This window comes from Lelliottia sp. RD5 (assembly GCF_056032945.1).
In genome coordinates this window covers 331,298-356,145 of the sequence record NZ_JBVYHQ010000001.1, presented here as the reverse complement: position 1 = coordinate 356,145, position 24,848 = coordinate 331,298, and the positions used below count along the sequence as shown (strand labels likewise).

The following is a 24,848-nucleotide window of genomic DNA, read 5'->3' as shown; positions in this document are numbered from 1 at the left end:
CTCTCCATAGCTTAAAAAGTAACGCCCATTTTGATGCTCAGCTCGGGGTGTTGATCGACATATTTCATGTAGCTTTCTGCACTGGTTTCAAAACTGACCACCGGATCGATAATCTCTTCGCAGTTGAGATAGCCGTTCATCAGCAATTCCCAACATGTTTCTTCGATGCGCTTGCGACTCCAACGCGGATAGTCAGGATTTGGCTCGCTACAGGCGCGAGAAAAAACGATTTTCGCGTTGTTGAAATGGGCTTCACGCCCGAGGTTGAAACCTTCTGAGAAGGGTTTTGCGAAGGCGACATAAGAGATTGTTCCACCATAGGCGAGTCCGCGTAATGCCGATTGCAGCGCATCGGCGAAACCGCTGGTTTCGATAATGACATCAGCACCCTGCTTACCGGTCAGTTCTTTAATCTCCTGCCCCACATCTCTGCCAATGGGATTGATGCAGAAGTCAGCACCATGACGGCGGGCAATGAAGCAACGGTGTTCGATAGGATCGACGCCAATCACAATTGAGGCACCGGCCCTTTTTGCCAGTTGGATCGCTATTTGGCCTATCGCCCCTAATCCTACCACCACGACAAAATCACCGACGCGCACATTGGCATCGCGAACACCGCTCATCGCGAATTGTGCCGGGTCGTAGCAGACCGCATTTTTCCACGAGGCCCCTTCCGGCATTTTGCGCAATTTGTAATTGTTGACGGCATTGACAATCACCGTCTCCTGCAATGGGCCATAGCAGCAGACTGAATCACCGCGTTGATACTCAGTGACCTCTTCGCCGCACTCAATGATTTCACCGACGATCATGTTGCCCAACTGGAATTTACCAAACTCTATTCCGCGAGCGGCCCCCTCAGCACGAGGCGTAAACATTTGCCATTCGGTATTAAATTCTTCATCGATAAACGGGCTTGCAGCGCGGAAATCGACCACTTCCGTGCCGTGTTTTGGCGCACCAAAACGAGCACGAATTTTAACTTCATTCGCTGCGACTGGACGATCCTCATAGGGCATGAGCATTGCCACGCGTGGCGCTGTTGCGACTAACTTTTTCATCACTGACTCCTTGTTAAAAATGACCGTCCTTAGCCCTTTACGCCACCGGCGGTCAAACCACTTTTAATGAAACGTTCGGAAAGCGCATACATGATGACAACCGGCAGTGCCGTCACCAGCGATGCTGCCATCATCCGTCCCCAGATATAGTCTGGGGTGCTGAAGAGCGTGTTAAGCCCTACCGGCAACGTAAAGTTGCTGGCACTTGAGAGGAAAATGGATGCAAAGAGATAATCGTTCCACGCCACCATGAAGCAGTACACAAACACCGAAACTAGCCCGGAGATGGCGAGTGGAACCGTAATACGGAAGATGATCTGGAAACGGTTTAAACCGTCCATCATCGCGGCTTCTTCGATCTCATCCGGAATGGTGTCGAAGTAGCTTTTGAGCATGAATACCGCAGTGGGTAACGTCTGCGTGACCATTGTAATCATCAACGCCATTTCCGTGTCGTAAATACCCAGTGCGGTAATGATTTTGAACAGCGGTACAACCAGTAAAATACCCGAGAACATGTACACGGTATAAAAACTGGCATTAATGGTCATACGTCCTTTGAAGCGAAGCTTTGAAAGTGCGTAAGCACCCAACGTGCCCAAAAAAACGGCGATGACTGATGAACTCAACGAAACCACTAAACTGTTTCTGAAATAATCCACAAAGGGGAAAATAAGGGGATTAAAGATGTCGACGTAATGCTGCAGGGTCCATGCCTGCGGCAGAATGGTCGGGTGTAGCGAGATAGCCTCTTTCGCGCTCTTGAACGACGTCATCAACATGACGAAAAAGGGGAATAACGTCACAACCAGAAAGATCACCAGCCCGACATAAAACCCGGTACGGTTTAATAAGCGTTTATTTGTTGCCATGGAGATTTACCCTTTTTCTGGTCATCAGAATGACGGCGAAGATAATCACAAATAGCACCACCGAAATCGCAGCGGCTTTTCCAAGGTCGTTGAAGGCAAAAGCCGTTTTGTAGAGATACACACCCAAAATATCGACGCGGGTTGTCAGGAGATAGACATCCGCAAACATGTAGAACATCCAGATAGTGCGTAGCGTTATCACCGTTGCCAGTACCGGCATAATGGCGGGCAGCGTAACAATCCGAAATCGCTGCCATGCGCTCGCACCATCCATTTCTGCCGCTTCATAAAGTGACTTATCGATGGTCTGCAAAATCGCCAGGAAGGAGATGAATGCGTACGGGAAATAACGCCATATCGCGAACAGCACCACCAACACAAAACTGCTGCCCGGATTGTCAAACCATAACGGGGCATGGTCGTACAAATGCAACAGGTCAACACCGAGATAATTCACGATGCCGTAGCCATTGTTGAACATGTACTTCCACGCAAAAACCAGCGATATCGACGGCGTCACGTATGAAAGAAGCACCAGCGAACGCGCGGTTTTACGCAACCGAAACTCGCGGTTAAAGAAAATCGCAACGGCAAGTCCGAGTCCCGTACTTCCTATCACCACCCACGCCGTATACCAGACGGTCATCCATAATGAATGCCAGAATGCAGGATCGCCCAGTATGCGAATGTAGTTATTGATACCCACAAACGTTGCGCTGACACGCGGATTAAGCGGTAATCGCAAAAAGCTGATTTCGATATTAGAGATCATCGGCCAGGCTACCAGGCCCCCCAGCAAAATCAGGCTGGGAGCCAACAGCAGCATGGCGAAAGGCATATCTGAACGGCCAGATAACGTCATTTTCATCATTTCCTTCGCGATGTGCCTAACGTTGCGAGATAAGATCGACCAGGCGCTGCTGGCTACCACTCAATGTTGACGTGAGATCTTTATTACCGACCGTCACGTCATGCACCATCGAGCTGATGATCCCTGACCCCGTCACATCCCCCATGCGGGTGAAGTTTTTATCCCCTACCGCCCCAAATACCTGAACATTCGGGAACTGGGCGATCAATTCATAAGGCAACTGACCGAAGGCCTTTATTACTTCATTATTCTTCCAGGTCGCTGTTTCCACCACGAGCCTATTAACAGGTAAGGCTGCACCGGGTGACATCATGACCCAATCTGCCGCGTTTTGAGCCTGTTCCATCCAGGCGACGAAGGTCTCCGCCGCTTTGGTTTCATCTTCGGTTTGACCATTGGTAATGGTGAGCGATGTCACCATGCCGTACACCGCCGATGATTTCTCCGTCGGCACGACAAACCCCAGATTGGCGGGTGTGCCTTCTTTGTATACCGCAGGAAGAATGTAGGTGGAGTAGATCGCCATCGGCGCAGAGCCGTTCATAAAGGCGTCTTTGATTTCCATAACATCGTTTGAGCCAGGCATAGTTGTCGCTGCTAGTGCTCGATAAAACGTCAGCGCCTTTGTCATTTCCGGCGTATCAAGAACGACTGCGCCGCTCGCGTCAAAGACGTTTGCCCCACCCGAAAGTGCGAACTGAGAAAATGCCTGCTCGGTCATCACACTTTCTGCCGTCGGGAGCGCGATTCCATAATGTTTTTTTGCCGGGTCAGTCAGCGACTGGCTCGCCTTCAGCAATTCTGCCCATGTATGGGGTTCCTGGATGCCCGCCGCAGCCAACGCATCTTTGTGATACCAGACACCCGATAACCAGGCGCTGACAGGGACTCCCGTCCACGCTTTACCATCCTCAGTGCGAACCACCCGCAGAATGCCGTCGTAGAAGGTATTTTCTTTGACCGTTTTGACCGTTTCAGCAATAGCATCGCGATCGAGAAGCTGCTCTTTATCCATGACTTTGGCATAGTCATGACTCACCTCAATAACTTCGGGCAGCGCGCCCGTACGGGCAAGCGTAATGACTTTGGTGTTATACGCATCCTCTTCAACGGGAACCTGTTTGATCCTGATTAAAGGGTTCTCTTTCTCGAATCGTTCTATTAATTGTGAAATAACGGCTTGCCTCTCCTGCTCAACAGAAGAGTGCATAAATTCGATGGTCACAACGGTGTTATTTTCATCCCGGCAGCCGGATAACAAGCCGCACGAAACCAGCGCCAACATCAGCACAATATTAGGGATTTTCATGTTTTCATTATTCCTTTAACGGTGTTTAATCCACATCACCTGCCATGGATTGAGCGTCAATACGCTGTTAGTAATATTGGAATCTGTTAAGAGTTCCACTCCAGAAGGTATATCGTCAAAAAGAGTTTGCACCCTATTCTGAAAATTAAAAAATGCTGTTATTTCCTCACCCACTGCGGAGGTTCGCACTAATTTAAGAACGTGTTCATTTGGCATGGAGAATATAGCGTTACTGTCTGGATGAAAAACACCTTGCTGGCGTCGAAAAGCAATCATCCTGGTTAACGCGTTATAGATCTTAGTGCGTAATTGAGATGCATCTTCCAGCTCTGCATCAATTTCGCCCTCCTGAAACTTGCGCCGATTTATCGCGCGGTTGTAGCCTAACCTTTCAACGCCATCATAATCATTGCGTGAGCCCAAAATACTTTGAACATAAATAGCCGGTACGCCGGGAAAACTTAATAACAGCGCATGAGCGAGCACGAACCGGGCAATACGTTCATCATCGCCAATACGTTGAGGGCTTAACGCATCCAAATAAGTGACGTTAATTTCATAGGGGCTTCGTGTGCCATCCGGATTATTTTTCCAGTTGACTTTCGCACCTTCATTTTGCAGCTTTTCGACCAGCGTCAGAATCTCTTTTTCCGGTAGAATACCGCGTAATGGGTTTAACCCAATACCGTCGTGGGAAGCAAGAAAGTTAAACCAGGTCGTCTCAGTCGAAGGCAACTCAAGCGTTTGTGCCCACTGGCAAAGTGCCTGAACATTTTCACTGTGAATGCTGTGGAGCACGAGTGGTGGCAATGAGAACTGATACACCATTTGCGCTTCATTTGACCCATCACCAAAATAGGAAATGTTGTCTTTATGCGGAACGTTCGTTTCCGTGATGATGACCGTACCTGGCGCGACCATGTCAGTAATGGCACGGAATAACTGGATGAGTCGGTGTGTGTTTTCCAGATGAAGACAGGTCGTGCCCGGCACTTTCCACATAAAGCCCACCGCATCAAGCCGGATGTAATCTGCCCCTTCAATGAGATAGTGCAGCAGGACATCAACCATCGCGATGAGGACCTGCGGACTGGCAAAGTTCAAATCTATCTGGTCATCACTGAACGTCGTCCATAAATGGCGGATTGAGCCATCCGCCAGCGTAAACGGCGTTAAAAGCGGCAAGGCTCGAGGGCGAGTGACGGCGGATAAATCGGTATCGGGATCGACAGCAATAAAAAAGTCCTCAAATCCCGGCTTTTGATTTAAATAGTTTTCAAACCACTGACTTTTTGCCGACATATGATTGCAGACAAAATCAAACATGAGATGGGTTGATTTTTTGAGTTCGGCTACATCTCCCCACTCACCTGTTTTTGGCGCGACACGGTGATAATCCACAACAGAAAAACCATCATCTGAAGACCAGGGGTAAAACGGCAATAAATGGACATGAGAAAAGTAAGATGACAGCCAGCGATTATAGAATCGCGTCAATATCGGCAATGCGTTGTGATCATTTTTTTGAAACTGATCGGCATACGTTATTAATATGACGTCCTGCTCATCCCACGTCGATTTACGGTTATCAGTAATAAGACCCCTGGCGTTCCGAATCTTTTCATAAAGAATGTCATAGTGTCCTAAAGAAAATGATTCTCCATAAACCAGTTTAATAAGATGCTCTATTTTTTCGTCCATTAAGATTCCCATGGTAGCGGTCCCACGGAAGGCAATTTACGCTTATGGAATTTTTATGTCAATGCAATCGAAGGGGTTAAAAGAGATCAAAAATAGAGCGTCAACGAATAATGTGAGCTGTTGCAAAGAAAGGATGAAACTCATGTTGAACCGTACATAACGAAATTGCTGCTCTCTCGCAAAAGAAAGCAGCAATTAAAATGTGGGATCAGGAAAAATAGCGACGTGAAAAACGATTAGCGACTTTCTTCAACAATGGCTCCAGCGCAACGGCCAGCAGCATTCTGACGGGTTTACGGGCGACCGTTTTTACCGCCCAGCCCGCTACGCCTGCCGGGCCATAACGTAATGCTGTCAGTAAAACGAATTTCCCTGCGAATTTCAGGCCGGGCTTCATTTTCTGACCGGCCTGTTGCCAGTTTGATTTCATGTTATTTCTCTCAGTTAGAGCTGACGAAAACGGCTTCTGAGCGTAAAGGTATCAGAAGTGACATAACGCTCCATTTCGCGCAGGCGTTTCTCCCCGGCAGCCAGTTCCGTATCCACGGTGTCCAGCAGATCGCTGCTTGTGGGCGCTTCATCTGAATAAAGCGCGCCATCCGGGATCGGATCTAAAACAAAGGACAAAATGATGTAAGCCACTAAGGTAATGAAGGCCAGCCCAAAGAAAATCGACAGCACTGTCACGACGCGAACCAGCTTTACCGGCACATCCAGATAATGCGCCAGGCCTGCGCAAACACCGCGAACCATCCCCTGCTGGGGAATACGCCATAATTTTTTGTTCAGATTAAGTCCGGCCATTAACCATTCCTCCAGTTCGGATGCTCTGCGTCGAGAATGTCTTCCAGTGTCTGGATACGTTCACGCATTTTTTTCGCCTCGTCGGTGAGCTGCATCAGGCGTTGCTGTTCACTTTGTGACAGATCGCCCCGGGCTGAACGGTTGCTGTAATGCAGCCATAACCAGATCGGCAGGACGAAAAGCACGAAAATGGTCAGGGGAATAGCCAGAAATAGCGCACTCATATGTACTCCTTGTCTTACGATGCGTTGCGGCACGCCAGGGTGCCGCTTCAATTATTATTGGTTGTCTTGCTTCATTTTTGCTTTGAGCGCGGCCAGTTGTTCGCCAATGGCGTCATCCGCTTTCAGTTCTGCAAACTCCTGATCCAGCGTTTTCTGTTTGCCAAAGCTGTGGCTTTCGGCTTCCGCTTCCATGTGATCGATACGGCGTTCGAAGGATTCAAAACGCGCCATCGCTTCATCAATTTTACCGCTATCAAGTTGACGACGAACATCACGAGACGAGCTAGCCGCCTGATGACGCAGCGTGAGCGCCTGCTGACGAGCGCGCGTTTCGCTGAGTTTGTTTTCCAGCTCCGCGATCTCTTTCTTCATGCGGGTCAATGTTTCATCCACCAGCGTGATTTCTTGCTCAAGCGTAGCAACAATATCGGTGAGCTTTTGCTTTTCGATCAGGGCCGAACGCGCCAGATCGTCTTTCTCTTTACGCAGTGCCAGCTCGGCCTTTTCTTGCCATTCACTTTGCTGCGTGGTGGCCTGCTCAATACGGCGTGACAGCTGTTTCTTTTCGGCCAGCGCACGGGCTGATGTAGAGCGCACTTCAACCAGCGTGTCTTCCATTTCCTGAATCATCAAACGCACCAGCTTTTGCGGGTCTTCTGCTTTTTCAAGCAGTGAGTTGATGTTGGCGTTCACGATGTCGGCAAAACGAGAAAAAATACCCATAATTCGAATCCTCACATTTCATATTTCTGTTCTCGGGCGATGCCCTGCTGAACAGATAATACAAATGCCATGCCAACTTTATATCTTATTGATTTATAAGATTGTGGTTGATTTTAATGCAACGAGAACCTACTCTCACCTGGTGAATATCGCTAACGAGTGGTTAATTTCATCATGACTGAATATAAAGATAATTTGCTTGGTGAGGCCAACAGTTTTCTGGAGATGCTGGAACAGGTGTCCCGGCTCGCACCGCTCAATAAGCCGGTACTGATCATTGGTGAGCGCGGGACCGGGAAAGAGCTGATCGCCAACCGCCTGCACTTCCTGTCTGGGCGGTGGGACGGTCCGTTTATTTCGCTCAACTGCGCCGCGCTCAACGAGAACTTGCTGGATTCCGAACTGTTCGGCCATGAAGCGGGGGCTTTTACAGGTGCGCAAAAGCGCCATCCGGGGCGTTTTGAGCGGGCGGATGGCGGGACGCTGTTCCTCGATGAACTGGCCACGGCCCCAATGCTGGTGCAGGAAAAATTGCTGCGAGTGATTGAGTACGGTGAGCTGGAGCGTGTGGGCGGAAGCCAGCCTCTGCAGGTGAACGTCCGCCTGGTCTGTGCGACAAACGCCAACCTGCCGGAAATGGTGGCGGAGGAGAAATTTCGCGCTGACCTGCTGGACAGGCTGGCCTTTGATGTTGTTCAGCTACCGCCGCTACGCGAGCGAAGCGGCGATATCATGCTCCTGGCAGAGCAGTTTGCGATTCAGATGTGCCGCGAATTAGGCCTGCCGCTTTTCGCCGGTTTTAGCGACTACGCGCGTGAAACGCTGCTCAGTTACGCCTGGCCTGGGAATATTCGTGAACTGAAAAACGTGGTTGAACGCTCTGTTTACCGCCATGCCAGCAGCGAAACTGAGCTGGACACTATTATTATCGACCCCTTCCATCGCAACGCTCCCGTGAATCCTAAACCTGCGCATAATACGGATGCACCAGCTTTGCCGCTCGATTTGCGCCAGTTCCAGCATGTTCAGGAACAGCAGTTGCTGGAACACAGCCTGAAAACGGCAAAATATAACCAGAAACAGGCAGCTGAACTGCTGGGCCTGACCTACCATCAATTAAGGGCATTGCTCAAAAAGCATCAAATGCGCTGACATTATCAGCACTTACCCGCAGACATTTTTACGTAGCTAGGGTAAGTGCGATACACTTTGCAGATCGAATCTAAAAATCTTGAAAATTATGCGTCTGGTTTCATCGTCCCTGATTGCACTCGGTCTGTTTAGCCGCCTGGTCTTTGCTGCGCCTGAACCGACTACGCCTCCTGATATTCGCGACAGTGGTTTTGTCTATTGTGTCAACGGGCAAGTCGACACGTTCAACCCGCAAAAAGCCGGTAGCGGCCTGATCGTCGATACGCTTGCCGCACAACTTTACGATCGTCTGCTTGATGTCGATCCCTATACGTATCGTCTGGTTTCTGAGCTGGCCGACAGCTGGGAGGTGCTGGATAACGGCGCGACTTACCGTTTCCATCTGCGCAATGACGTCGCATTTCAATCAACACCCTGGTTTAAACCCACGCGTAAATTGAACGCCGATGACGTGGTGTTTACCTTCCAGCGCATTTTTAATCGCAATCATCCGTGGCATAACGTTAACGGCGGAAGCTTCCCCTACTTTGACAGTTTGCAGTTTGCTGACACGGTCAAAAGCGTGCGCAAACTGGATAATCACACGGTTGAATTTAACCTCACGCGCCCTGACGCCTCTTTTTTGTGGCATCTGGCTACGCACTACGCGTCTGTGATGTCGGCTGAATATGCGGCGCAATTGACGAAGCAGGATCATCAGGAATTACTGGACCGCCAGCCGGTCGGTACAGGTCCCTTCCAGTTGGCAGAATATCGTGCCGGTCAATACATCCGCCTGCAGCGCCATGAACATTTCTGGCGCGGTACGCCGTTGATGCCGCAAGTGGTGGTTGATCTGGGGTCTGGTGGGACGGGTCGACTGTCTAAACTGCTTACCGGCGAATGTGATGTCCTCGCCTGGCCAGCCGCTAGCCAGTTGACCAGCCTGCGCGACGATCCGCGTCTGCGTTTAACCTTGCGACCGGGGATGAATATCGCCTATCTGGCATTTAATACCGATAAACCGCCGATGAATAATCCCGCGGTTCGTCACGCTCTTGCGCTCGCTATCAATAATCAGCGTCTGATGCAGTCGATCTATTACGGCACAGCGGAGACTGCGGCGTCTATTTTGCCACGCGCCTCCTGGGCCTATGATAGTGACGCAAAAGTGACTGAGTACGATCCCGCAAAAGCACGCGAACAGCTCAAAGCGCTGGGTGCCGAGAATCTTACGCTGCAGCTTTGGGTCCCGACCAGTTCGCAGGCATGGAACCCTAGCCCCTTAAAAACCGCAGAACTGATTCAGGCGGATATGGCACAAGTGGGCGTTAAAGTGGTGATCGTTCCCGTCGAAGGTCGTTTCCAGGAAGCGCGGTTAATGGACATGAATCATGACCTGACGTTATCTGGCTGGTCTACGGACAGTAACGATCCCGACAGTTTCTTCCGCCCACTTTTGAGCTGCGCGGCAATTCGGTCACAAACCAACTTCGCGCACTGGTGTAACCGGGAGTTTGACGCAGTTCTGCAAAAAGCGCTGTCGTCTCAGCAACTGGCATCGCGAATAGAAGCTTACGATGAAGCACAGAATATCCTGGCCAAAGAGTTACCGGTGCTGCCGTTAGCCTCTTCGCTGCGCCTGCAGGCCTATCGCTACGATATTAAAGGCCTGGTGCTTAGCCCCTTCGGCAACGCTTCGTTTGCGGGCGTATCGCGTGAGAAAAAGGAAGAGGTGAAAAAACCATGATTATTTTTACCTTACGTCGTTTGTTGCTTCTGGCGATTACGCTGTTCCTTCTGACATTTGTCGGTTTCAGTCTGAGCTATTTTACGCCACATGCACCGCTTCAGGGTTCGTCGCTATGGGATGGTTGGCTGTTCTGGTTTAACGGCGTGTTGCACTGGGACTTTGGCGTCTCCAGCATTAACGGTCAGCTTATCTCTGATCAGCTCAAAGAGGTTTTCCCGGCGACGATGGAGCTGTGCATTCTGGCATTTGGTTTTGCCCTGATGGTGGGGATACCAGTCGGCATGCTCGCGGGGATCACGCGCAATAAATGGCAGGACAAATTGATCAGCGCAATCGCCCTGCTCGGCTTTTCGATTCCTGTATTTTGGCTGGCGCTTCTTCTCACTCTGTTCTTCTCGCTCACGCTAGGCTGGCTGCCGGTCTCCGGACGCTTTGATCTGCTTTATAACGTGAAAACCATCACGGGCTTCGCCATTATTGATGCCTGGCTTTCGGACTCCATCTGGCGTCATGAAATGATCATCAGCACGCTGCGACACATGGTATTACCGGTGTTGACGCTGGCCGTTGCGCCTACGACGGAAGTCATCCGCCTGATGCGTACCAGCACAATAGACGTCTTCGATCAAAACTATGTAAAAGCGGCCGCCACGCGCGGTTTATCACGACTCACTATTTTGCGTCGCCACGTTCTCCATAATGCACTCCCGCCGGTGATTCCAAAACTGGGGCTGCAATTTTCTACCATGCTGACGCTGGCGATGATTACCGAGATGGTCTTTAGCTGGCCTGGTCTGGGGCGCTGGATGATTAATGCGATCCGCCAGCAGGACTACGCGGCGATTTCTGCCGGGGTGATGATCATCGGTTCGCTGGTGATCATCGTCAACGTGATTTCCGACATTCTGGGCGCTATGGCTAACCCGCTGAAACATAAGGAATGGTATGCCTTACGATAGCGTATACAGGGAAAAACGCGCTCCCGGTGTTCTGCGCACCGTGTGGCGCAAATTCTATGGCGACACCACCGCGATGATCGGCCTTTACGGCTGCGGTGGTCTGGCATTACTGTGCATTTTTGGTTCGTGGTTTGCGCCTTACGGACTCGATCAGCAGTTCCTTGGCTACCAGCTGCTGCCGCCTTCATGGTCTCGCTATGGCGAGGTTTCCTTCTTTCTCGGCACCGACGATTTAGGCCGAGATGTGTTGAGCCGCCTGTTAAGCGGCGCGGCCCCGACGGTCGGCGGCGCATTTGTTGTGACGTTTGCCGCCACCATTTTTGGTCTGGCGCTCGGGATTTTTGCCGGTGCGACGCACGGCCTGCGGTCGGCTGTTCTGAATCATATTCTGGATACGCTGCTGTCGATCCCGTCGCTGCTGCTGGCCATTATTGTGGTTGCCTTCGCTGGACCGCATCTTTCTCACGCGATGTTCGCCGTCTGGCTGGCGCTGCTCCCGCGCATGGTTCGCTCAGTTTACAGTCTGGTTCATGATGAGCTGGAGAAAGAGTATGTGGTCGCGGCACGCCTCGACGGGGCAACGACCATGAATATTTTGTGGTTTGCGGTGATGCCGAACATTGCATCTGGCCTGGTGACGGAAATTACGCGCGCGCTCTCAATGGCGATTCTGGATATCGCCGCGCTCGGTTTTCTCGATCTTGGGGCACAACTCCCCTCCCCGGAATGGGGCGCAATGCTTGGCGACGCGCTGGAATTAATTTATGTTGCGCCGTGGACGGTGATGCTGCCAGGTGCTGCAATTATGGTGAGTGTTCTGCTGATTAACCTGCTGGGCGATGGTATCCGCCACGCGATTAATGCGGGGGTGCAATAATGCCGTTACTGGATATCCGCAATCTCACTATCGAATTCAAAACCTCCGAGGGCTGGGTGAAAGCCGTAGACCGCGTGAGTATTACGCTGGCTGAAGGCGAAATCCGCGGACTGGTGGGCGAATCTGGCTCGGGTAAAAGTCTTATAGCCAAAGCCATTTGCGGCGTCGCGAAGGACAACTGGCGCGTGACAGCCGACCGCATGCGGTTTGACGATATCGATTTGCTACGGTTGTCACCACGCGAGCGCCGCAAGCTGGTGGGTCATAACGTGTCGATGATCTTCCAGGAGCCACAATCCTGTCTCGATCCTTCAGAACGTGTCGGCAAACAGTTGATGCAGAATATTCCCGGCTGGACCTATAAAGGCCGCTGGTGGCAGCGCGTGGGCTGGCGTAAACGCCGCGCTATTGAGCTGTTGCACCGCGTCGGGATTAAAGATCATAAAGACGCGATGCGCAGCTTCCCGTATGAATTGACCGACGGCGAATGTCAGAAGGTGATGATCGCCATTGCGCTGGCCAATCAGCCACGCATGTTGATTGCCGATGAACCGACAAACGCCATGGAGCCGACCACCCAGGCGCAAATTTTCCGCCTGCTGACGCGCCTTAATCAGAACAATAACACCACCATTTTGCTGATCAGCCACGACCTGCAGATGCTGAGTAAATGGGCGGATAAAATTGACGTGATGTATTGCGGACAGACGGTAGAGACCGCCGTCAGCGAAGATCTGGTGTCTGCGCCGCACCATCCGTATACCCAGGCCCTGATCCGCGCTATTCCTGATTTTGGCAGCGCGATGCCGCATAAAAGCCGTCTGAATACTTTACCGGGGGCGATTCCGTTGCTGGAGTCGCTGCCGATTGGCTGTCGACTGGGTCCTCGCTGCCCTTATGCGCAGCGCAAATGCATTGAGACGCCTCGGTTGACGGGCGCTAAAACGCATCTTTTTGCCTGTCATTTCCCGCTGAACATGGAGAGAGAGTGAAATGGTCGAAACATTGCTTGAAGTACGCAATCTCAGTAAGACCTTTCGCTATCGCACTGGCCTGTTTCATCGCCAGACGGTCGAGGCAGTAAAACCGCTCAGCTTTACCCTGCGCGAAAAACAGACGCTGGCTATTATCGGCGAGAACGGTTCCGGTAAATCGACGCTGGCGAAAATGCTTGCAGGAATGGTGGAACCGAGCGCAGGCGATGTGCTCATTGACGATCATTTTTTGTCGTTTGGTGACTATTCATTCCGCAGTCAGCGCATTCGTATGATTTTCCAGGATCCGTCGACATCACTGAATCCGCGGCAGCGCATTTCGCAAATTCTCGATTTCCCGTTGCGCCTGAATACGGATCTGGAACCCGAGGCACGCCGCAAGCGAATCATTGAAACGCTGCGAATGGTGGGTTTGTTGCCCGATCATGTTAGTTATTATCCACACATGCTGGCTCCAGGGCAGAAGCAGCGTCTCGGGCTGGCGCGTGCGCTTATCCTGCGTCCGAAGGTGATTATCGCCGATGAAGCGCTGGCCTCGCTGGATATGTCGATGCGTTCGCAACTGATCAACCTGATGCTGGAGTTACAGGAAAAACAGGGTATCTCCTATATCTATGTGACACAGCATTTAGGAATGATGAAACATATCAGCGATCAGGTTCTGGTGATGCACCACGGCGAAGTGGTTGAGCGTGGAAGTACTGCGGATGTGTTGGCCTCCCCGCTTCACGATCTGACGAAACGATTGATTGCCGGACATTTTGGCGAAGCATTAACGGCAGACGCGTGGCGGAAAGATAAATAATAAAAGGCGGATTACAACGCCTTTTTGTTATCTCCAGGTGCCATCATGAAGATGATGGCTGGTGATAACAAAATAACAAGAAGAGTGAATTTAATCCCCTCCCGCTCCTCTGGGGATGTTTATGTTGCACCTCCGTAACAGCACAATTAACGCATTCAACAGGTTCGCTGTGTATTTTCGGATTCATAATAATGATGCTACATGAATATTTTTAGAGATAATTAATAAGTTGCCTAACTTTATTAATTGCGAACAAAAATGAATTCATCTCGACTCCACCCCACATTATTTTCATCTTCTTTGGAAAAACCACAGGATCATATTTTACGTTTAATCAAGACGTTGTCCCCGCACGCTAAGGTTGTTCCCGGCGACAAACTCTCCACGCTCGATTTTGTCAGAACCAATACTAAACAGTGCTATTTGCTGGAAGAGGGTCATGTGATCATCAATCGCAGAGATGATGGCATTACCCTCAACACCGAATCAGCCCCTTTCGTCTTTGGATTTACCTTAAACAGCAATCTGCATCCACGCTTGTGTATCCGGCCGTCACCCGACGCTGTGCTTCGCAGGCTTTCGCTCGAAAGTGCCATGCATTTTGTTGAAAAAGAGTCACTCTGGGAACCGTTGACTCAGTTGCTTATTTTCATCTCAGCACGTCTGTTTAGGCACTGTACAAGACTGTCACAATCAGGAATGTATGAAACGGTTCGCTCGCTTTTAATTGAGCTCATTAATGAGTCACCCAAAATCCGTCATGCTGAATCAACCTACAATTACATTCAAAACAGGTGCTTACTTTCCCGCAGCGGAATTATGTCGATACTTTCTTCACTTCGTGCTGGCGGACACATTGAGCTAGAGAATGGTAAGCTCGCAAAAATCAATTATCTGCCTGAAAAAATATGAGTTAAATCAACTACTCTTCCTATTTTTAAACGTTGTAAATTCCAAACTATTTATCTACTCTTATCATTACATGTTTATTAGGTTTAATATTAAGGATGGAAAACCTTTGGAAACCCCTGCATTAAACCAGCCATTTCCGTGGGCCAAACAATTGGTCGAATCCTTAACGCCTTTTGCGCCAATAAAATCCTATCGCAAAGGGATCCGCCTGGGGCTCATTGAGAACGATGTACCGGTATGTCGTTTGATTCATTCAGGATCAATTGAAGTACATCGTTCTTCAGATGGCCTACTCGTTGTCACGCTGCCCGCACCCGGAATCATTGGTCTGGGTGTACATGACGCCTTTCTTGTGACGGCTGAAACGTGCAAAGTCTCTACGCTGACCGTTGCAGACATGCAGCAGCACATTTCTGATAATGGTCTTTGGGAGATAGCGGCCCAGCATATGATTGTTGTCACGAATAAACTTTATTCCTACAGCAAACAAATGAGTGCGCCCACTGCGTATGAAGTGATTCGTAACCAGCTACGTGAACTGAGTCACGAACCCGCACACCTTCGTGAAAACGTCACGATTGAACGCTACATCCGCGATAAAACGCATCTCTCCCGAAGCAGCATAATGAAAATCTTGTCGGAGTTAAAAACGGGCGGATATATCGTCATTAAGGACGGGCGGTTATGCGAGATTAAGCATCTTCCGGCAAAATACTGACCGCGTCGCGGGAGGTTGGATCAGTTCAGATCCTTTCTACTGGTATCATCCTGCCGTGTTATGTCGTTATCTTAAAAGCTGAAACCTGACGGCTCTTTTGAAATTCAGGTGACATTTCATCTGCATAGTGGGCTATAATTCTGCCCTGCTATTTATTTATTCTGGCGATGTGATTTCTAACTATATGAATACAAAGCCAAAGTAAGCAATGACTATAAGGATCAAAGCTATGGGTTTTCTTTCCGGTAAGCGCATTCTGGTAACTGGCGTCGCCAGCAAACTGTCCATCGCCTACGGCATCGCACAGGCTATGCACCGCGAAGGCGCTGAACTGGCGTTCACCTACCAGAACGACAAGCTGAAAGGCCGCGTTGAAGAGTTCGCCGCGCAGCTAGGTTCAAGCATCATTCTGGAATGCGACGTTGCTCAAGACGAAAGCATTGACGGTATGTTCGCTGAACTGGCAAAAGTATGGCCAAAATTCGACGGTTTCGTTCACTCAATCGGTTTCGCACCGGGCGATCAGCTGGACGGCGACTATGTGAATGCGGTAACCCGTGAAGGCTTCAAAATCGCTCACGACATCAGCTCTTACAGCTTCGTGGCCATGGCAAAAGCCTGCCGTACCATGCTGAATCCAGGCTCTGCTCTGCTGACCCTGTCCTACCTGGGCGCTGAGCGTGCTATCCCTAACTACAACGTTATGGGTCTGGCTAAAGCGTCACTGGAAGCTAACGTGCGCTACATGGCGAACGCAATGGGTCCAGAAGGCGTGCGTGTTAACGGTATTTCTGCCGGTCCAATCCGTACTCTGGCAGCTTCCGGTATCAAAGATTTCCGTAAAATGCTGGCGCATTGCGAAGCGGTTACGCCAATTCGTCGTACCGTCACCATCGAAGACGTGGGTAACTCCGCGGCATTCCTGTGCTCTGACCTTTCTGCTGGCATCTCCGGCGAAGTGGTTCACGTTGACGGCGGTTTCAATATCGCTGCGATGAACGAGCTGGAAATTAAATAAGTTTTTACTCTCTTCCCTCACGGGAAGAGAGTTTTCCCCTGCTGTGTGCCTGTCAATTCTCGGTTTTGCCTTTCGTTATTCCGTTCTGCTATTTGTTATCACCTAACAATATTTTTCCGCTCGTTAGCCATGCGCCAGGATATTGATCGCCATTTGAGATCAAGGAACGCACATGGAACAACGCCGTTTTTCCGGCAAAGGCCACTGGTATCACGAAACCCAGACGAATCACTGTCCGGATGACGTTCTCCCGTTGGTTCCCGAGGCCGCTAATGTCGCCGACCGTTTTTTGCTCGATTTAGCGTTACCGAATGAGATTGTGACGCACTGTGAACGCTGGTTAGCGCCTTCGCGGGTATTACGCGAGCGGCTTTTTCCACGGCAGGCTCCGCTGAGTCGTCTTCATACGCTCAGCGTTTATGACCGCTTAAGTACCGCGCTGACGGTCGCTCAGGCGTGCGGCGTCCAGCGCTTATGTAATCATTATGCCGCCCTGCTGGCTCCGCTTCCGGGTCCGGATTCTTCGCGTGAAAGCAATCAACGTCTCGCCCAAATTACTCAGTATGCTCGCCAGCTTGCCTGTTCACCTGACGTTATCGATGCAAAGGCACAGCAGCAGCTAGATGAAGTGGGTCTGACGAACTACGACGTTATTCTGATCAATCAAATTATCGGTTTTATCGGCTTTCAGGCTCGCGTGGTAGCTACGTTTCAGGCGTTGCTAGGGCACCCGGTGCGTTGGTTGCCAGGTCATCACATTCCCCCTCATGCTCCGATCGACGACATTAACATGAGCGAATGGACATCGATTATCCCAGGCGTAGAGTTACGCTACGCGAGCGCGCAGCAGCTGGAATCGCTTGCTCGCTGGCAATCAGAAACCTGTCTCGGCGATCTCACGCCGGTACTATGCCATGAGCCCGCATTACTGGATTGCCTGGGTGAGATTTTGACAAGCGGCATTCACAATTTACCGGCGTACTACGCAAACCACCCGTCACTTCCGGCTGCTGTGGATTTACTTACACGCTCGCCCGACCGCTTCAGCGCCGCGCAACTGACACCTCTCATTGACGATGGGATTCCGGCTGCTGATGCCATTAATTTGCTGACCTGGTCCGCTTTTTGCGGGTGGCTTAACCGCCTGAAAATCGCGTTGCGCGCGGGCGAATAACCTTACTGATTACCTAAAGAGCGCTTGCTGTACCAGGCAGAATCGCGTAAAACTGTCAGCCGCTCAATGGCCACGAAAATAGAACACTATGCTTCAGGACAACCCGCTGCTAGCGCAGCTTAAACAGCAACTGCATTCCCAGACGCCGCGTGCAGAAGGGGTCGTAAAAGCCACGGAAAAAGGCTTTGGCTTCCTGGAAGTCGACGCGCAGAAAAGCTACTTCATCCCGCCTCCGCAGATGAAGAAAGTGATGCACGGCGATCGTGTGACGGCGGTGATTCACACCCAAAAGGATCGTGAAACTGCCGAGCCAGAAGAACTTATCGAGCCTTTCCTGACCCGTTTTGTTGGGAAAGTGCACAAAAAAGACGACCGTCTTTCTATTGTTCCAGACCATCCGCTGCTGAAAGATGCGATCCCTTGCCGTGCGGATCGTAACTGCGAGCACGATTTCAAAGAAGGTGACTGGGCCGTTGCCCAGATGCGACGCCATCCCCTGAAAGGCGATCGCGGTTTCTATGCCGATCTGACCCATTTTATTACCTACGGCGACGACCATTTCGTCCCGTGGTGGGTGACGCTTGCGCGTCATAACCTGGAAAAAGAAGCGCCGAACGGCGTGGCGACCGAAATGCTGGATGAAGGTCTGGAACGTCGCGATCTGACGGCCCTGCACTTTGTCACCATCGACAGCGCCAGCACCCAGGATATGGATGATGCGCTGTACGTTGAGGAAGGCGATAACGGCAAACTGCATTTGACCGTGGCGATTGCCGATCCGACCGCGTGGATTGCAGAAGGCAGCAAACTGGACGATTCGGCCAAAGTCCGCGCGTTTACGAACTATCTGCCGGGCTTTAATATCCCAATGTTGCCCCGCGAGCTGTCCGACGATCTCTGTTCGCTCCGTGCAAATCAGGTTCGCCCGGTCCTCGCCTGTCGTATGACTATCGCAGCCGATGGCACGATTGAAGATGACATTGAATTTTTCGCCGCGACTATCGAGTCAAAGGCCAAACTGGCTTACGACGACGTTTCTGACTGGCTGGAAGGCGCAGGCAACTGGAAACCAGAGAGCGAAGCCATTGCACAACAGATCACGCTGCTGCAACGCGTCTGTCTGAGTCGTGGCGAATGGCGTAAAACCCATGCGCTGGTCTTCAAGGATCGCCCTGATTATCGCTTCGTGCTTGGCGAAAAAGGTGAAGTGCTGGACATCGTTGCCGAACCTCGCCGCATCGCCAATCGCATTGTTGAAGAATCGATGATTGCTGCCAATATTTGTGCCGCCCGCGTTCTGCGCGACAAATTAGGCTTCGGCATTTATAACGTGCATACCGGTTTTGACCCCGCCAACACCGAAGCGTTGGCTGCCTTGCTCAAAACTCACGATGTGCACGTTGATCCGCAGGAAGTGCTGACCCTGGAAGGATTCTGCAAACTTCGTCGCGAACTTGACGCGCAACCGTCAGGTTTCCTCGATAGCCGCATTCGTCGCTTCCAGTCGTATGCTGAAATCAGCACCGAGCCGGGCCCGCACTTTGGTTTAGGCCTTGAAGCATACGCGACTTGGACTTCTCCGATCCGTAAATATGGCGACATGGTTAACCATCGTCTGCTGAAAGCGATCGTGAAAGGCGAAACTATTGCGCGTCCGCAGGATGAAGCCACTGTACAGATGGCTGAGCGCCGTCGCCTGAATCGCATGGCTGAACGTGATGTCGGTGACTGGCTGTATGCGCGCTTCCTGAGTGACAAAGCCGGCACGGATACCCGTTTTGCGGCTGAAATCATCGACGTCAGCCGTGGCGGTATGCGCGTACGGCTGGTGGATAATGGTGCCGTTGCCTTTATCCCTGCGCCTTTCCTGCATGCTGTCCGTGATGAACTGGTGTGTAGCCAGGAAAACGGTTCTGTGCAGATTAAAGGTGAAACGGTTTATAAGGTCACCGATGTGATTGATGTGAACATTGCGGAAGTCCGTATGGAAACCCGCAGCATTATCGCGCGCCCTGTCGTCTGATAACCTTTGAAATGTCGGCGGTTCCCCTTTTGGGATCGCCGATATTTTTATTTCCCCCCTAAATTACGCACTCATCACTATTTCTTAATATTTTCCTCCTGAACCCCGCAAAAACTATCACAATTATCTACAGTAAAAGAAAACCATCATCTTTGGTGAGCGGAATTTTTATCCATATGTATCCTTTTTAGCCTTTCTCGTTTTACTATAAGAATTCAGGGAAAAAACAATAAGTTCACTTCGGTTGTGCCGCTGCATTACTACGGAAAAGTCGAATGCAAATGCATAATTTTGCGCTATTAAGCAGGTACTGGAGAAAGCATGATTGACGATATGGAGCAAAATTTGCTGTTTCGTTACATGGGCACCCACAGTCCCTGGTGGCGGTTGGCAGTAGACAGCAATGCTCTACATATGGCCGCAAGCGAAAATGCGGATATCACGCAAGTGATCCCTCTCAGTGACGAGCAGGCCGACATTGTTCGTCAGCTGACGGTAATTACCTCCAGCGTCACCATGACCCTCTCTTTGTATGGTACTGACGTCCCGGTGCATCTCGTCGGCCGCAAAATTAATAAAAAAGAGTGGGCAGGCACCGCTTCGGCGTGGAATGACACCCCTTCTGTGGCGCGCGATCTGGTGCAGAGCCTGTCCTTCGCTGAACAGGTGGTTTCTGAAGCGAACTCCGTTATTGTTATCCTGGATCAGCACGGCAATATTCAGCGCTTCAATCGCCTAAGCGAAGAATATACGGGCCTAAAAGAACAGGAGGTTATCGGACAAAACGTCTTTAAACTGTTTATGAGCCGCAGCGAAGCAGCCGCCTCTAAGCGCAATATCTCAGGTTTTTTCCGTAACGGCAGCTCCTATGAAGTGGAGCGCTGGATCAAAACGCGCAAAGGCCAGCGGTTGTTTCTGTTCCGAAATAAATTTGTGCACAGCGGCAGCGGTAAAAATGAAATTTTCCTGATCTGCTCGGGCACCGATATCACGGAAGAACGCCGGGCGCAGGAGCGACTTCGGGTTCTGGCGAATACGGATACCATTACAGGCCTGCCAAACCGTAATGCGATCCACGAATTAATCAGCGACGCTATTTCACAACGCGGCGATTCTCAGGTCGGGGTGGTTTATCTCGATCTCGATAATTTTAAGAAGGTAAACGATGCCTACGGGCATATGTTTGGTGACCAGTTACTGCAGGCTGTCGCGTTAGCCATTTTAAGCTGTCTGGATGAAGGCCAGGTGCTGGCACGCCTGGGGGGCGATGAATTTATCGTTCTGGCTACCGACACCTCACAGAGCACGCTAGAGGCGATGGCATCGCGGATCCTGACCCGGTTACGCCAGCCTTTCCGTATCGGTCTCATCGAGATTTATACCGGTTGTTCCCTGGGCATCTCCCTTGCTCCGCAGCATGGTACGGATCGTGAAAGTATTATTCGTAACGCAGATACCGCGATGTATACGGCAAAAGAAAGCGGCCGCGGTAAATTCACCGTCTTCTCGCCGGAAATGAACCAGCGTGTTTTTGAATATCTGTGGCTGGACACCAACCTGCGTAAAGCCCTGGATAAGGATCAACTCCTCATTCACTATCAGCCCAAAATCACATGGCGTGGCGAAGTCCGAAGCCTGGAAGCGCTGGTTCGCTGGCAGTCGCCGGAACGCGGCCTGATCCCCCCTCTTGAGTTTATTTCCTACGCTGAAGAGTCCGGATTGATTGTGCCCCTTGGCCGCTGGGTCATGCTTGACGTGGTGCGCCAGGTCGCAAAGTGGCGTGACAAAGGTATCAACCTGCGCGTCGCCGTTAACGTTTCAGCGCGTCAACTCGCCGATCAGACTATTTTCAGCGATTTAAAACAGGCGTTGAAAGATCTCAATTTTGAATATTGCCCGATCGATGTGGAATTAACAGAAAGCTGTTTGATTGAAAACGAAGAGCTGGCGCTGTCGGTTATTCAACAATTCAGTACGCTTGGGGCACAGATCCATCTTGATGATTTCGGCACAGGGTATTCCTCTCTATCGCAACTGGCTCGCTTCCCCATTGACGCGATTAAACTTGATCAGGTGTTTGTGCGTGATATTCACAAACAATCAATCTCCCAGTCGCTGGTGCGCGCCATTGTGGCCGTGGCTCAGGCGTTGAATTTGCAGGTCATTGCAGAAGGCGTTGAGAGCACAAAAGAAGACGCCTTTCTGACCAAGAACGGCGTCAACGAACGGCAAGGTTTTCTGTTTGCTAAGCCGATGCCCGCTGCCGCATTCGAGCGGTGGTTTAAGCGCTATCAGGCAAAAAAAATGCGCTAGCTGGCTTTACGTATCCCGACGGCATTGTGGCGATTTTGCAACATGACCAGGCGTTCCATGTAGGCGATATCTTTTGGCTCCAGGCAAAATGCCGCATCGACCCAGTCTTCGGTGATATCCATCAATTCGCTGCGAGGCAGTTGCATCACGCGCTGCCGCGCACGCAGCATCGCCCTGACGCCATTGAGTTTTGGCTGTAACGTATCGATGAACGTGCGTGTTGACAGGTAGCCGTGACCCGGTTCGAAAAGCACATCCACAAGTCCATATTGCTCATGCCATTCCGCAGTGTGTGATTCGCCTTTATAGATAAGTTCCTCGGCCAGCTTCATGCCTGCGCGGCGCGCAACCAGCGAGTATCCTCCCATGCCCGGGAATAGATTAAACGCGATTTCCGGAAAACCTAGCCGGGCATCACGCTGAGCCAGCACAAAATGGTGCGCCAGAGCCGCTTCGAACCCTCCGCCGAGTGCACTGCCCTCAACCATTGCTAACGTAATCGCGCCCGTATCAAAGCCTCGAGACGCCGCGTGCACGCAGTCGACACAGGCGCGGGCGTATGCGCGTAACGCTTCACGTCGGCCATTCTGGATACATTCAACAAAGAAACGGAGATCGCCTCCGGTATTGTACATATCGGGAACAAGCGAACCGGTCACCCAAAAATCCACGGCATAGCCCGATTGCCTGACCAGCCACGATATATTCATGATCTCTTCAATTAACGCATGGTTAAAGCATGGACGTGGCTGGGCACGGAGCATCATCCATAGTGTGCGTCTTTCCTCCTCGTAATATCCCGCGAGTTGGGTGAAACGTTCAGGGTCGGTGAACAGTTTACAGGTTGCTTGATCGATGACTGTCATAGTCTAATTCCTCATATAAAAAAGCGCGTTGCGCGCAGTTTTAGACTAATCCACTCCCGATCGCCTCTGTACGCTGCAGGACAAATTAATCACTTTCATTTATGTAATTTAGTTAGCGCATTTTTTCCCTTCTCTTTTGTGACCAATTTCTGCATCATTGAAATTATTCACTTTTCGCTTGATGGGGAACTTCATGACTGAAATTGACGCACAGAAAGTGGCGCAACGCATTGATACGGTGCTGGATATCCTTGTGGGTGGCGACTATCACTCTGCCATTCGTAATCTTGAGATTTTAAAATCCGAATTACTGGATCACATCAGCGCGGAAAATACCCCTGATTCAACTCAGCCAAAGGCGCCGTGGGAAGTGTAAATTCCCCTCATTTAAATACGATTTATTTTTAACCAGCGGCGCAGGCCGTCTTAATATGGATGCTATGAATTCCCGACAACAACTTATTCTGCAGATGGTGATCGACAAAGGACGCATGAGTGTCGTCGAGCTCGCTAAAACGACGGGTGTTTCTGAAGTGACTATCCGCCAGGATCTCAACTTGCTGGAAAAGCAGAGCTATCTGCGGCGTGCCCACGGTTATGCTGTTCCGCTCGACAGTGAAGATGTCGAAACGCGTATGATGAACAACTACGCACTCAAGCGTCAGTTGGCTGAGTTTGCGGCGTCGCTGGTCAGTAATGGCGAGACCGTGTTCATTGAGAATGGCAGCAGTAACGCCCTTTTGGCGCGAACTTTGGCGGAACAAAAAGACGTCACCATAATTACGGTGAGCAGCTATATTGCCCATCTGTTGAAAGAGACCACCTGCGAGGTGATTTTGCTGGGCGGTATTTACCAGAAGAAAAGTGAAAGCATGGTTGGGCCCTTGACCCGCCAGTATGTCCAGCAAGTTCACTTCAGCAAAGCATTTATTGGCATCGATGGTTGGCAGGCTGAAACGGGATTTACCGGACGCGATATGATGCGTTCTGACGTGGTCAACGCCGTGCTCGAAAAAGGCTGTGAGGCCATTGTGTTGACCGATAGCTCTAAATTTGGTGCGGTACACCCTTACACCATGGGCCCCGTATCACGCTTTAACCGTGTGATTACGGATGAACGCCTGAGTGAGGCTCACCGCGAACAATTAGTCAGCGAGGGTCTGATTGTCGATATTGTTAATCAAACGGCCTGACCCCTGTAAGACGCCCGTATAACCGGGCGCCCTCTTCTTCTGAGACAATTCCGAGCAATTCTTTAAGACTATTTACCTGTTGTTTATAGGTCAAAAACTTACAATTATTATTAGCGATATAACAGGAAGTGACTATCACCTGCGTGATTTTGTAACCACCTGCGCGACATGGTTTCACGGAAAAAAGATTCATAAGTATTCATATTGTCTATACTTAACAGACTTATTTCCGTGAATCGATTATTCAGGAGAAAGTATTATGATCTTAACAAGCAAAAAATTAACAGCAGCAGTTTTGGCAGTCACACTCGCAATGTCCCTGAGCGCATGTTCTAACTGGTCTAAACGCGACCGAAACACGGCGATCGGGGCAGGTGCTGGTGCTCTCGGCGGTGCAGTGTTGACGGACGGTAGCACACTCGGAACACTAGGTGGTGCAGCCGTAGGTGGTGTTATTGGACACCAGGTCGGTAAATAATCCGGATATATTGCCGCGACAATATTGGATTATCCTAGCGTGATGTTGTTTGACTGACGCTCATA

The 24,848-nt window shown here is 50.7% G+C and carries 25 protein-coding genes; 15 read left to right on the top strand and 10 right to left on the bottom strand.

Features of this window, described 5'->3' with window-relative positions; translation table 11 throughout:
- Positions 1 to 11 precede the first annotated feature (11 nt).
- From AC0LWE_RS01925 to pspA, 9 genes are all read right to left on the bottom strand, one after another.
- Complete coding sequence (locus tag AC0LWE_RS01925; RefSeq protein WP_219346506.1) at positions 12 to 1,064, bottom strand: zinc-dependent alcohol dehydrogenase; 1,053 nt, start codon at positions 1,062 to 1,064, stop codon at positions 12 to 14.
- 29 nt (positions 1,065 to 1,093) lie between these two features.
- Positions 1,094 to 1,936, bottom strand: coding sequence for a carbohydrate ABC transporter permease (locus tag AC0LWE_RS01920; protein WP_219346505.1), 843 nt, complete (start codon positions 1,934 to 1,936; stop codon positions 1,094 to 1,096).
- Entirely contained in the window at positions 1,923 to 2,804 is an 882-nt protein-coding gene (locus tag AC0LWE_RS01915) for a carbohydrate ABC transporter permease (protein WP_219347691.1), read from the bottom strand. The genes AC0LWE_RS01920 and AC0LWE_RS01915 overlap by 14 nt, the downstream gene beginning before the upstream one ends.
- Before the next feature lie 19 nt (positions 2,805 to 2,823).
- Positions 2,824 to 4,116 carry an ABC transporter substrate-binding protein gene (locus tag AC0LWE_RS01910; protein ID WP_219346504.1) on the bottom strand — a complete coding sequence of 431 codons (1,293 nt, stop codon included), beginning with the start codon at positions 4,114 to 4,116 and terminating at the stop codon, positions 2,824 to 2,826.
- A 15-nt stretch (positions 4,117 to 4,131) separates the two neighbouring features.
- Positions 4,132 to 5,817: a sugar phosphorylase gene (locus AC0LWE_RS01905; protein ID WP_219346503.1), complete on the bottom strand. Its 1,686-nt coding sequence runs from the start codon at positions 5,815 to 5,817 to the stop codon at positions 4,132 to 4,134.
- 208 nt (positions 5,818 to 6,025) lie between these two features.
- The gene (pspD, locus tag AC0LWE_RS01900; protein WP_059179098.1) at positions 6,026 to 6,247 is read right to left on the bottom strand and encodes a phage shock protein PspD; all 222 of its coding nucleotides are present in this window, start codon (positions 6,245 to 6,247) and stop codon (positions 6,026 to 6,028) included.
- A gap of 14 nt (positions 6,248 to 6,261) precedes the next feature.
- A complete protein-coding gene (pspC, locus tag AC0LWE_RS01895; protein ID WP_131488012.1) occupies positions 6,262 to 6,621 on the bottom strand; it encodes an envelope stress response membrane protein PspC in 360 nt (119 codons plus the stop codon).
- A complete protein-coding gene (pspB, locus tag AC0LWE_RS01890) occupies positions 6,621 to 6,845 on the bottom strand; it encodes an envelope stress response membrane protein PspB (protein ID WP_012017558.1) in 225 nt (74 codons plus the stop codon). Before pspB ends, pspC begins: the two co-directional genes overlap by 1 nt.
- Positions 6,846 to 6,899: 54 nt before the next feature.
- Positions 6,900 to 7,568, bottom strand: a complete 669-nt coding sequence (pspA, locus tag AC0LWE_RS01885) for a phage shock protein PspA (protein WP_219346502.1) — start codon at positions 7,566 to 7,568, stop codon at positions 6,900 to 6,902.
- Between the two features lie 174 nt (positions 7,569 to 7,742).
- On the opposite strand from pspA, the gene pspF reads away from it, so the two are divergent.
- The 12 genes from pspF (at position 7,743) to pdeR (ending at position 22,246) form a co-directional block, all read left to right on the top strand.
- Positions 7,743 to 8,720 (top strand): phage shock protein operon transcriptional activator, encoded by a 978-nt coding sequence (pspF, locus tag AC0LWE_RS01880; RefSeq protein WP_202693331.1) that lies wholly within the window; start codon positions 7,743 to 7,745, stop codon positions 8,718 to 8,720.
- A gap of 88 nt (positions 8,721 to 8,808) precedes the next feature.
- Positions 8,809 to 10,449, top strand: coding sequence for an ABC transporter substrate-binding protein SapA (sapA, locus tag AC0LWE_RS01875; protein WP_202667927.1), 1,641 nt, complete (start codon positions 8,809 to 8,811; stop codon positions 10,447 to 10,449).
- Positions 10,446 to 11,411 (top strand): putrescine export ABC transporter permease SapB, encoded by a 966-nt coding sequence (gene sapB, locus AC0LWE_RS01870; RefSeq protein ID WP_059179103.1) that lies wholly within the window; start codon positions 10,446 to 10,448, stop codon positions 11,409 to 11,411. Before sapA ends, sapB begins: the two co-directional genes overlap by 4 nt.
- Positions 11,398 to 12,288: a putrescine export ABC transporter permease SapC gene (sapC, locus tag AC0LWE_RS01865; protein ID WP_202667926.1), complete on the top strand. Its 891-nt coding sequence runs from the start codon at positions 11,398 to 11,400 to the stop codon at positions 12,286 to 12,288. Before sapB ends, sapC begins: the two co-directional genes overlap by 14 nt.
- Positions 12,288 to 13,280, top strand: coding sequence for a putrescine export ABC transporter ATP-binding protein SapD (gene sapD, locus AC0LWE_RS01860; protein WP_059179105.1), 993 nt, complete (start codon positions 12,288 to 12,290; stop codon positions 13,278 to 13,280). The genes sapC and sapD overlap by 1 nt, the downstream gene beginning before the upstream one ends.
- Before the next feature lies 1 nt (position 13,281).
- The gene (gene sapF / locus AC0LWE_RS01855) at positions 13,282 to 14,088 is read left to right on the top strand and encodes a putrescine export ABC transporter ATP-binding protein SapF (RefSeq protein ID WP_059179106.1); all 807 of its coding nucleotides are present in this window, start codon (positions 13,282 to 13,284) and stop codon (positions 14,086 to 14,088) included.
- A gap of 258 nt (positions 14,089 to 14,346) precedes the next feature.
- Positions 14,347 to 15,000, top strand: a complete 654-nt coding sequence (locus AC0LWE_RS01850; protein ID WP_202667925.1) for a helix-turn-helix domain-containing protein — start codon at positions 14,347 to 14,349, stop codon at positions 14,998 to 15,000.
- On the top strand, positions 14,957 to 15,718 hold the full coding sequence (locus tag AC0LWE_RS01845; RefSeq protein ID WP_219346500.1) for a winged helix-turn-helix transcriptional regulator: 762 nt from the start codon (positions 14,957 to 14,959) through the stop codon (positions 15,716 to 15,718). The genes AC0LWE_RS01850 and AC0LWE_RS01845 overlap by 44 nt, the downstream gene beginning before the upstream one ends.
- Before the next feature lie 229 nt (positions 15,719 to 15,947).
- Positions 15,948 to 16,736 (top strand): enoyl-ACP reductase FabI, encoded by a 789-nt coding sequence (gene fabI / locus AC0LWE_RS01840; RefSeq protein ID WP_012017568.1) that lies wholly within the window; start codon positions 15,948 to 15,950, stop codon positions 16,734 to 16,736.
- A gap of 172 nt (positions 16,737 to 16,908) precedes the next feature.
- Entirely contained in the window at positions 16,909 to 17,910 is a 1,002-nt protein-coding gene (locus AC0LWE_RS01835; protein WP_219346499.1) for a CMD domain-containing protein, read from the top strand.
- Between the two features lie 88 nt (positions 17,911 to 17,998).
- A complete protein-coding gene (locus AC0LWE_RS01830) occupies positions 17,999 to 19,933 on the top strand; it encodes an exoribonuclease II (protein ID WP_219346498.1) in 1,935 nt (644 codons plus the stop codon).
- A 321-nt stretch (positions 19,934 to 20,254) separates the two neighbouring features.
- Positions 20,255 to 22,246, top strand: a complete 1,992-nt coding sequence (gene pdeR, locus AC0LWE_RS01825) for a cyclic di-GMP phosphodiesterase (RefSeq protein ID WP_202693326.1) — start codon at positions 20,255 to 20,257, stop codon at positions 22,244 to 22,246.
- On the opposite strand, the gene AC0LWE_RS01820 is transcribed toward pdeR, so the two are convergent.
- Complete coding sequence (locus AC0LWE_RS01820) at positions 22,243 to 23,112, bottom strand: crotonase/enoyl-CoA hydratase family protein (RefSeq protein ID WP_131487994.1); 870 nt, start codon at positions 23,110 to 23,112, stop codon at positions 22,243 to 22,245. The genes pdeR and AC0LWE_RS01820 overlap by 4 nt on opposite strands.
- Positions 23,113 to 23,305: 193 nt before the next feature.
- Between AC0LWE_RS01820 and AC0LWE_RS01815 the strand changes: the two genes are divergently transcribed.
- The 3 genes from AC0LWE_RS01815 to osmB all read left to right on the top strand — a co-directional run bounded on the left by AC0LWE_RS01815 (position 23,306) and on the right by osmB (position 24,783).
- On the top strand, positions 23,306 to 23,488 hold the full coding sequence (locus tag AC0LWE_RS01815) for a YciZ family protein (protein ID WP_219346497.1): 183 nt from the start codon (positions 23,306 to 23,308) through the stop codon (positions 23,486 to 23,488).
- Between the two features lie 64 nt (positions 23,489 to 23,552).
- On the top strand, positions 23,553 to 24,305 hold the full coding sequence (gene yciT, locus AC0LWE_RS01810; protein WP_216981310.1) for a DNA-binding transcriptional regulator YciT: 753 nt from the start codon (positions 23,553 to 23,555) through the stop codon (positions 24,303 to 24,305).
- A 259-nt stretch (positions 24,306 to 24,564) separates the two neighbouring features.
- The gene (gene osmB / locus AC0LWE_RS01805) at positions 24,565 to 24,783 is read left to right on the top strand and encodes an osmotically-inducible lipoprotein OsmB (RefSeq protein ID WP_059179113.1); all 219 of its coding nucleotides are present in this window, start codon (positions 24,565 to 24,567) and stop codon (positions 24,781 to 24,783) included.
- The last annotated feature ends 65 nt before the right edge of the window (positions 24,784 to 24,848 follow it).

Excerpts from the sequence above, each read along its gene's own strand:
- AC0LWE_RS01925 (WP_219346506.1), bottom strand. The coding sequence starts at position 1,064 with ATGAAAAAGTTAGTCGCAACAGCGCCACGCGTGGCAATGCTCATGCCC.
- AC0LWE_RS01920 (WP_219346505.1), bottom strand. The coding sequence starts at position 1,936 with ATGGCAACAAATAAACGCTTATTAAACCGTACCGGGTTTTATGTCGGG.
- AC0LWE_RS01915 (WP_219347691.1), bottom strand. The coding sequence starts at position 2,804 with ATGAAAATGACGTTATCTGGCCGTTCAGATATGCCTTTCGCCATGCTG.
- AC0LWE_RS01910 (WP_219346504.1), bottom strand. The coding sequence starts at position 4,116 with ATGAAAATCCCTAATATTGTGCTGATGTTGGCGCTGGTTTCGTGCGGC.
- AC0LWE_RS01905 (WP_219346503.1), bottom strand. The coding sequence starts at position 5,817 with ATGGACGAAAAAATAGAGCATCTTATTAAACTGGTTTATGGAGAATCA.
- pspD (WP_059179098.1), bottom strand. The coding sequence starts at position 6,247 with ATGAAATCAAACTGGCAACAGGCCGGTCAGAAAATGAAGCCCGGCCTG.
- pspC (WP_131488012.1), bottom strand. The coding sequence starts at position 6,621 with ATGGCCGGACTTAATCTGAACAAAAAATTATGGCGTATTCCCCAGCAG.
- pspB (WP_012017558.1), bottom strand. The coding sequence starts at position 6,845 with ATGAGTGCGCTATTTCTGGCTATTCCCCTGACCATTTTCGTGCTTTTC.
- pspA (WP_219346502.1), bottom strand. The coding sequence starts at position 7,568 with ATGGGTATTTTTTCTCGTTTTGCCGACATCGTGAACGCCAACATCAAC.
- pspF (WP_202693331.1), top strand. The coding sequence starts at position 7,743 with ATGACTGAATATAAAGATAATTTGCTTGGTGAGGCCAACAGTTTTCTG.
- sapA (WP_202667927.1), top strand. The coding sequence starts at position 8,809 with ATGCGTCTGGTTTCATCGTCCCTGATTGCACTCGGTCTGTTTAGCCGC.
- sapB (WP_059179103.1), top strand. The coding sequence starts at position 10,446 with ATGATTATTTTTACCTTACGTCGTTTGTTGCTTCTGGCGATTACGCTG.
- sapC (WP_202667926.1), top strand. The coding sequence starts at position 11,398 with ATGCCTTACGATAGCGTATACAGGGAAAAACGCGCTCCCGGTGTTCTG.
- sapD (WP_059179105.1), top strand. The coding sequence starts at position 12,288 with ATGCCGTTACTGGATATCCGCAATCTCACTATCGAATTCAAAACCTCC.
- sapF (WP_059179106.1), top strand. The coding sequence starts at position 13,282 with ATGGTCGAAACATTGCTTGAAGTACGCAATCTCAGTAAGACCTTTCGC.
- AC0LWE_RS01850 (WP_202667925.1), top strand. The coding sequence starts at position 14,347 with ATGAATTCATCTCGACTCCACCCCACATTATTTTCATCTTCTTTGGAA.
- AC0LWE_RS01845 (WP_219346500.1), top strand. The coding sequence starts at position 14,957 with ATGGTAAGCTCGCAAAAATCAATTATCTGCCTGAAAAAATATGAGTTA.
- fabI (WP_012017568.1), top strand. The coding sequence starts at position 15,948 with ATGGGTTTTCTTTCCGGTAAGCGCATTCTGGTAACTGGCGTCGCCAGC.
- AC0LWE_RS01835 (WP_219346499.1), top strand. The coding sequence starts at position 16,909 with ATGGAACAACGCCGTTTTTCCGGCAAAGGCCACTGGTATCACGAAACC.
- AC0LWE_RS01830 (WP_219346498.1), top strand. The coding sequence starts at position 17,999 with ATGCTTCAGGACAACCCGCTGCTAGCGCAGCTTAAACAGCAACTGCAT.
- pdeR (WP_202693326.1), top strand. The coding sequence starts at position 20,255 with ATGATTGACGATATGGAGCAAAATTTGCTGTTTCGTTACATGGGCACC.
- AC0LWE_RS01820 (WP_131487994.1), bottom strand. The coding sequence starts at position 23,112 with ATGACAGTCATCGATCAAGCAACCTGTAAACTGTTCACCGACCCTGAA.
- AC0LWE_RS01815 (WP_219346497.1), top strand. The coding sequence starts at position 23,306 with ATGACTGAAATTGACGCACAGAAAGTGGCGCAACGCATTGATACGGTG.
- yciT (WP_216981310.1), top strand. The coding sequence starts at position 23,553 with ATGAATTCCCGACAACAACTTATTCTGCAGATGGTGATCGACAAAGGA.
- osmB (WP_059179113.1), top strand. The coding sequence starts at position 24,565 with ATGATCTTAACAAGCAAAAAATTAACAGCAGCAGTTTTGGCAGTCACA.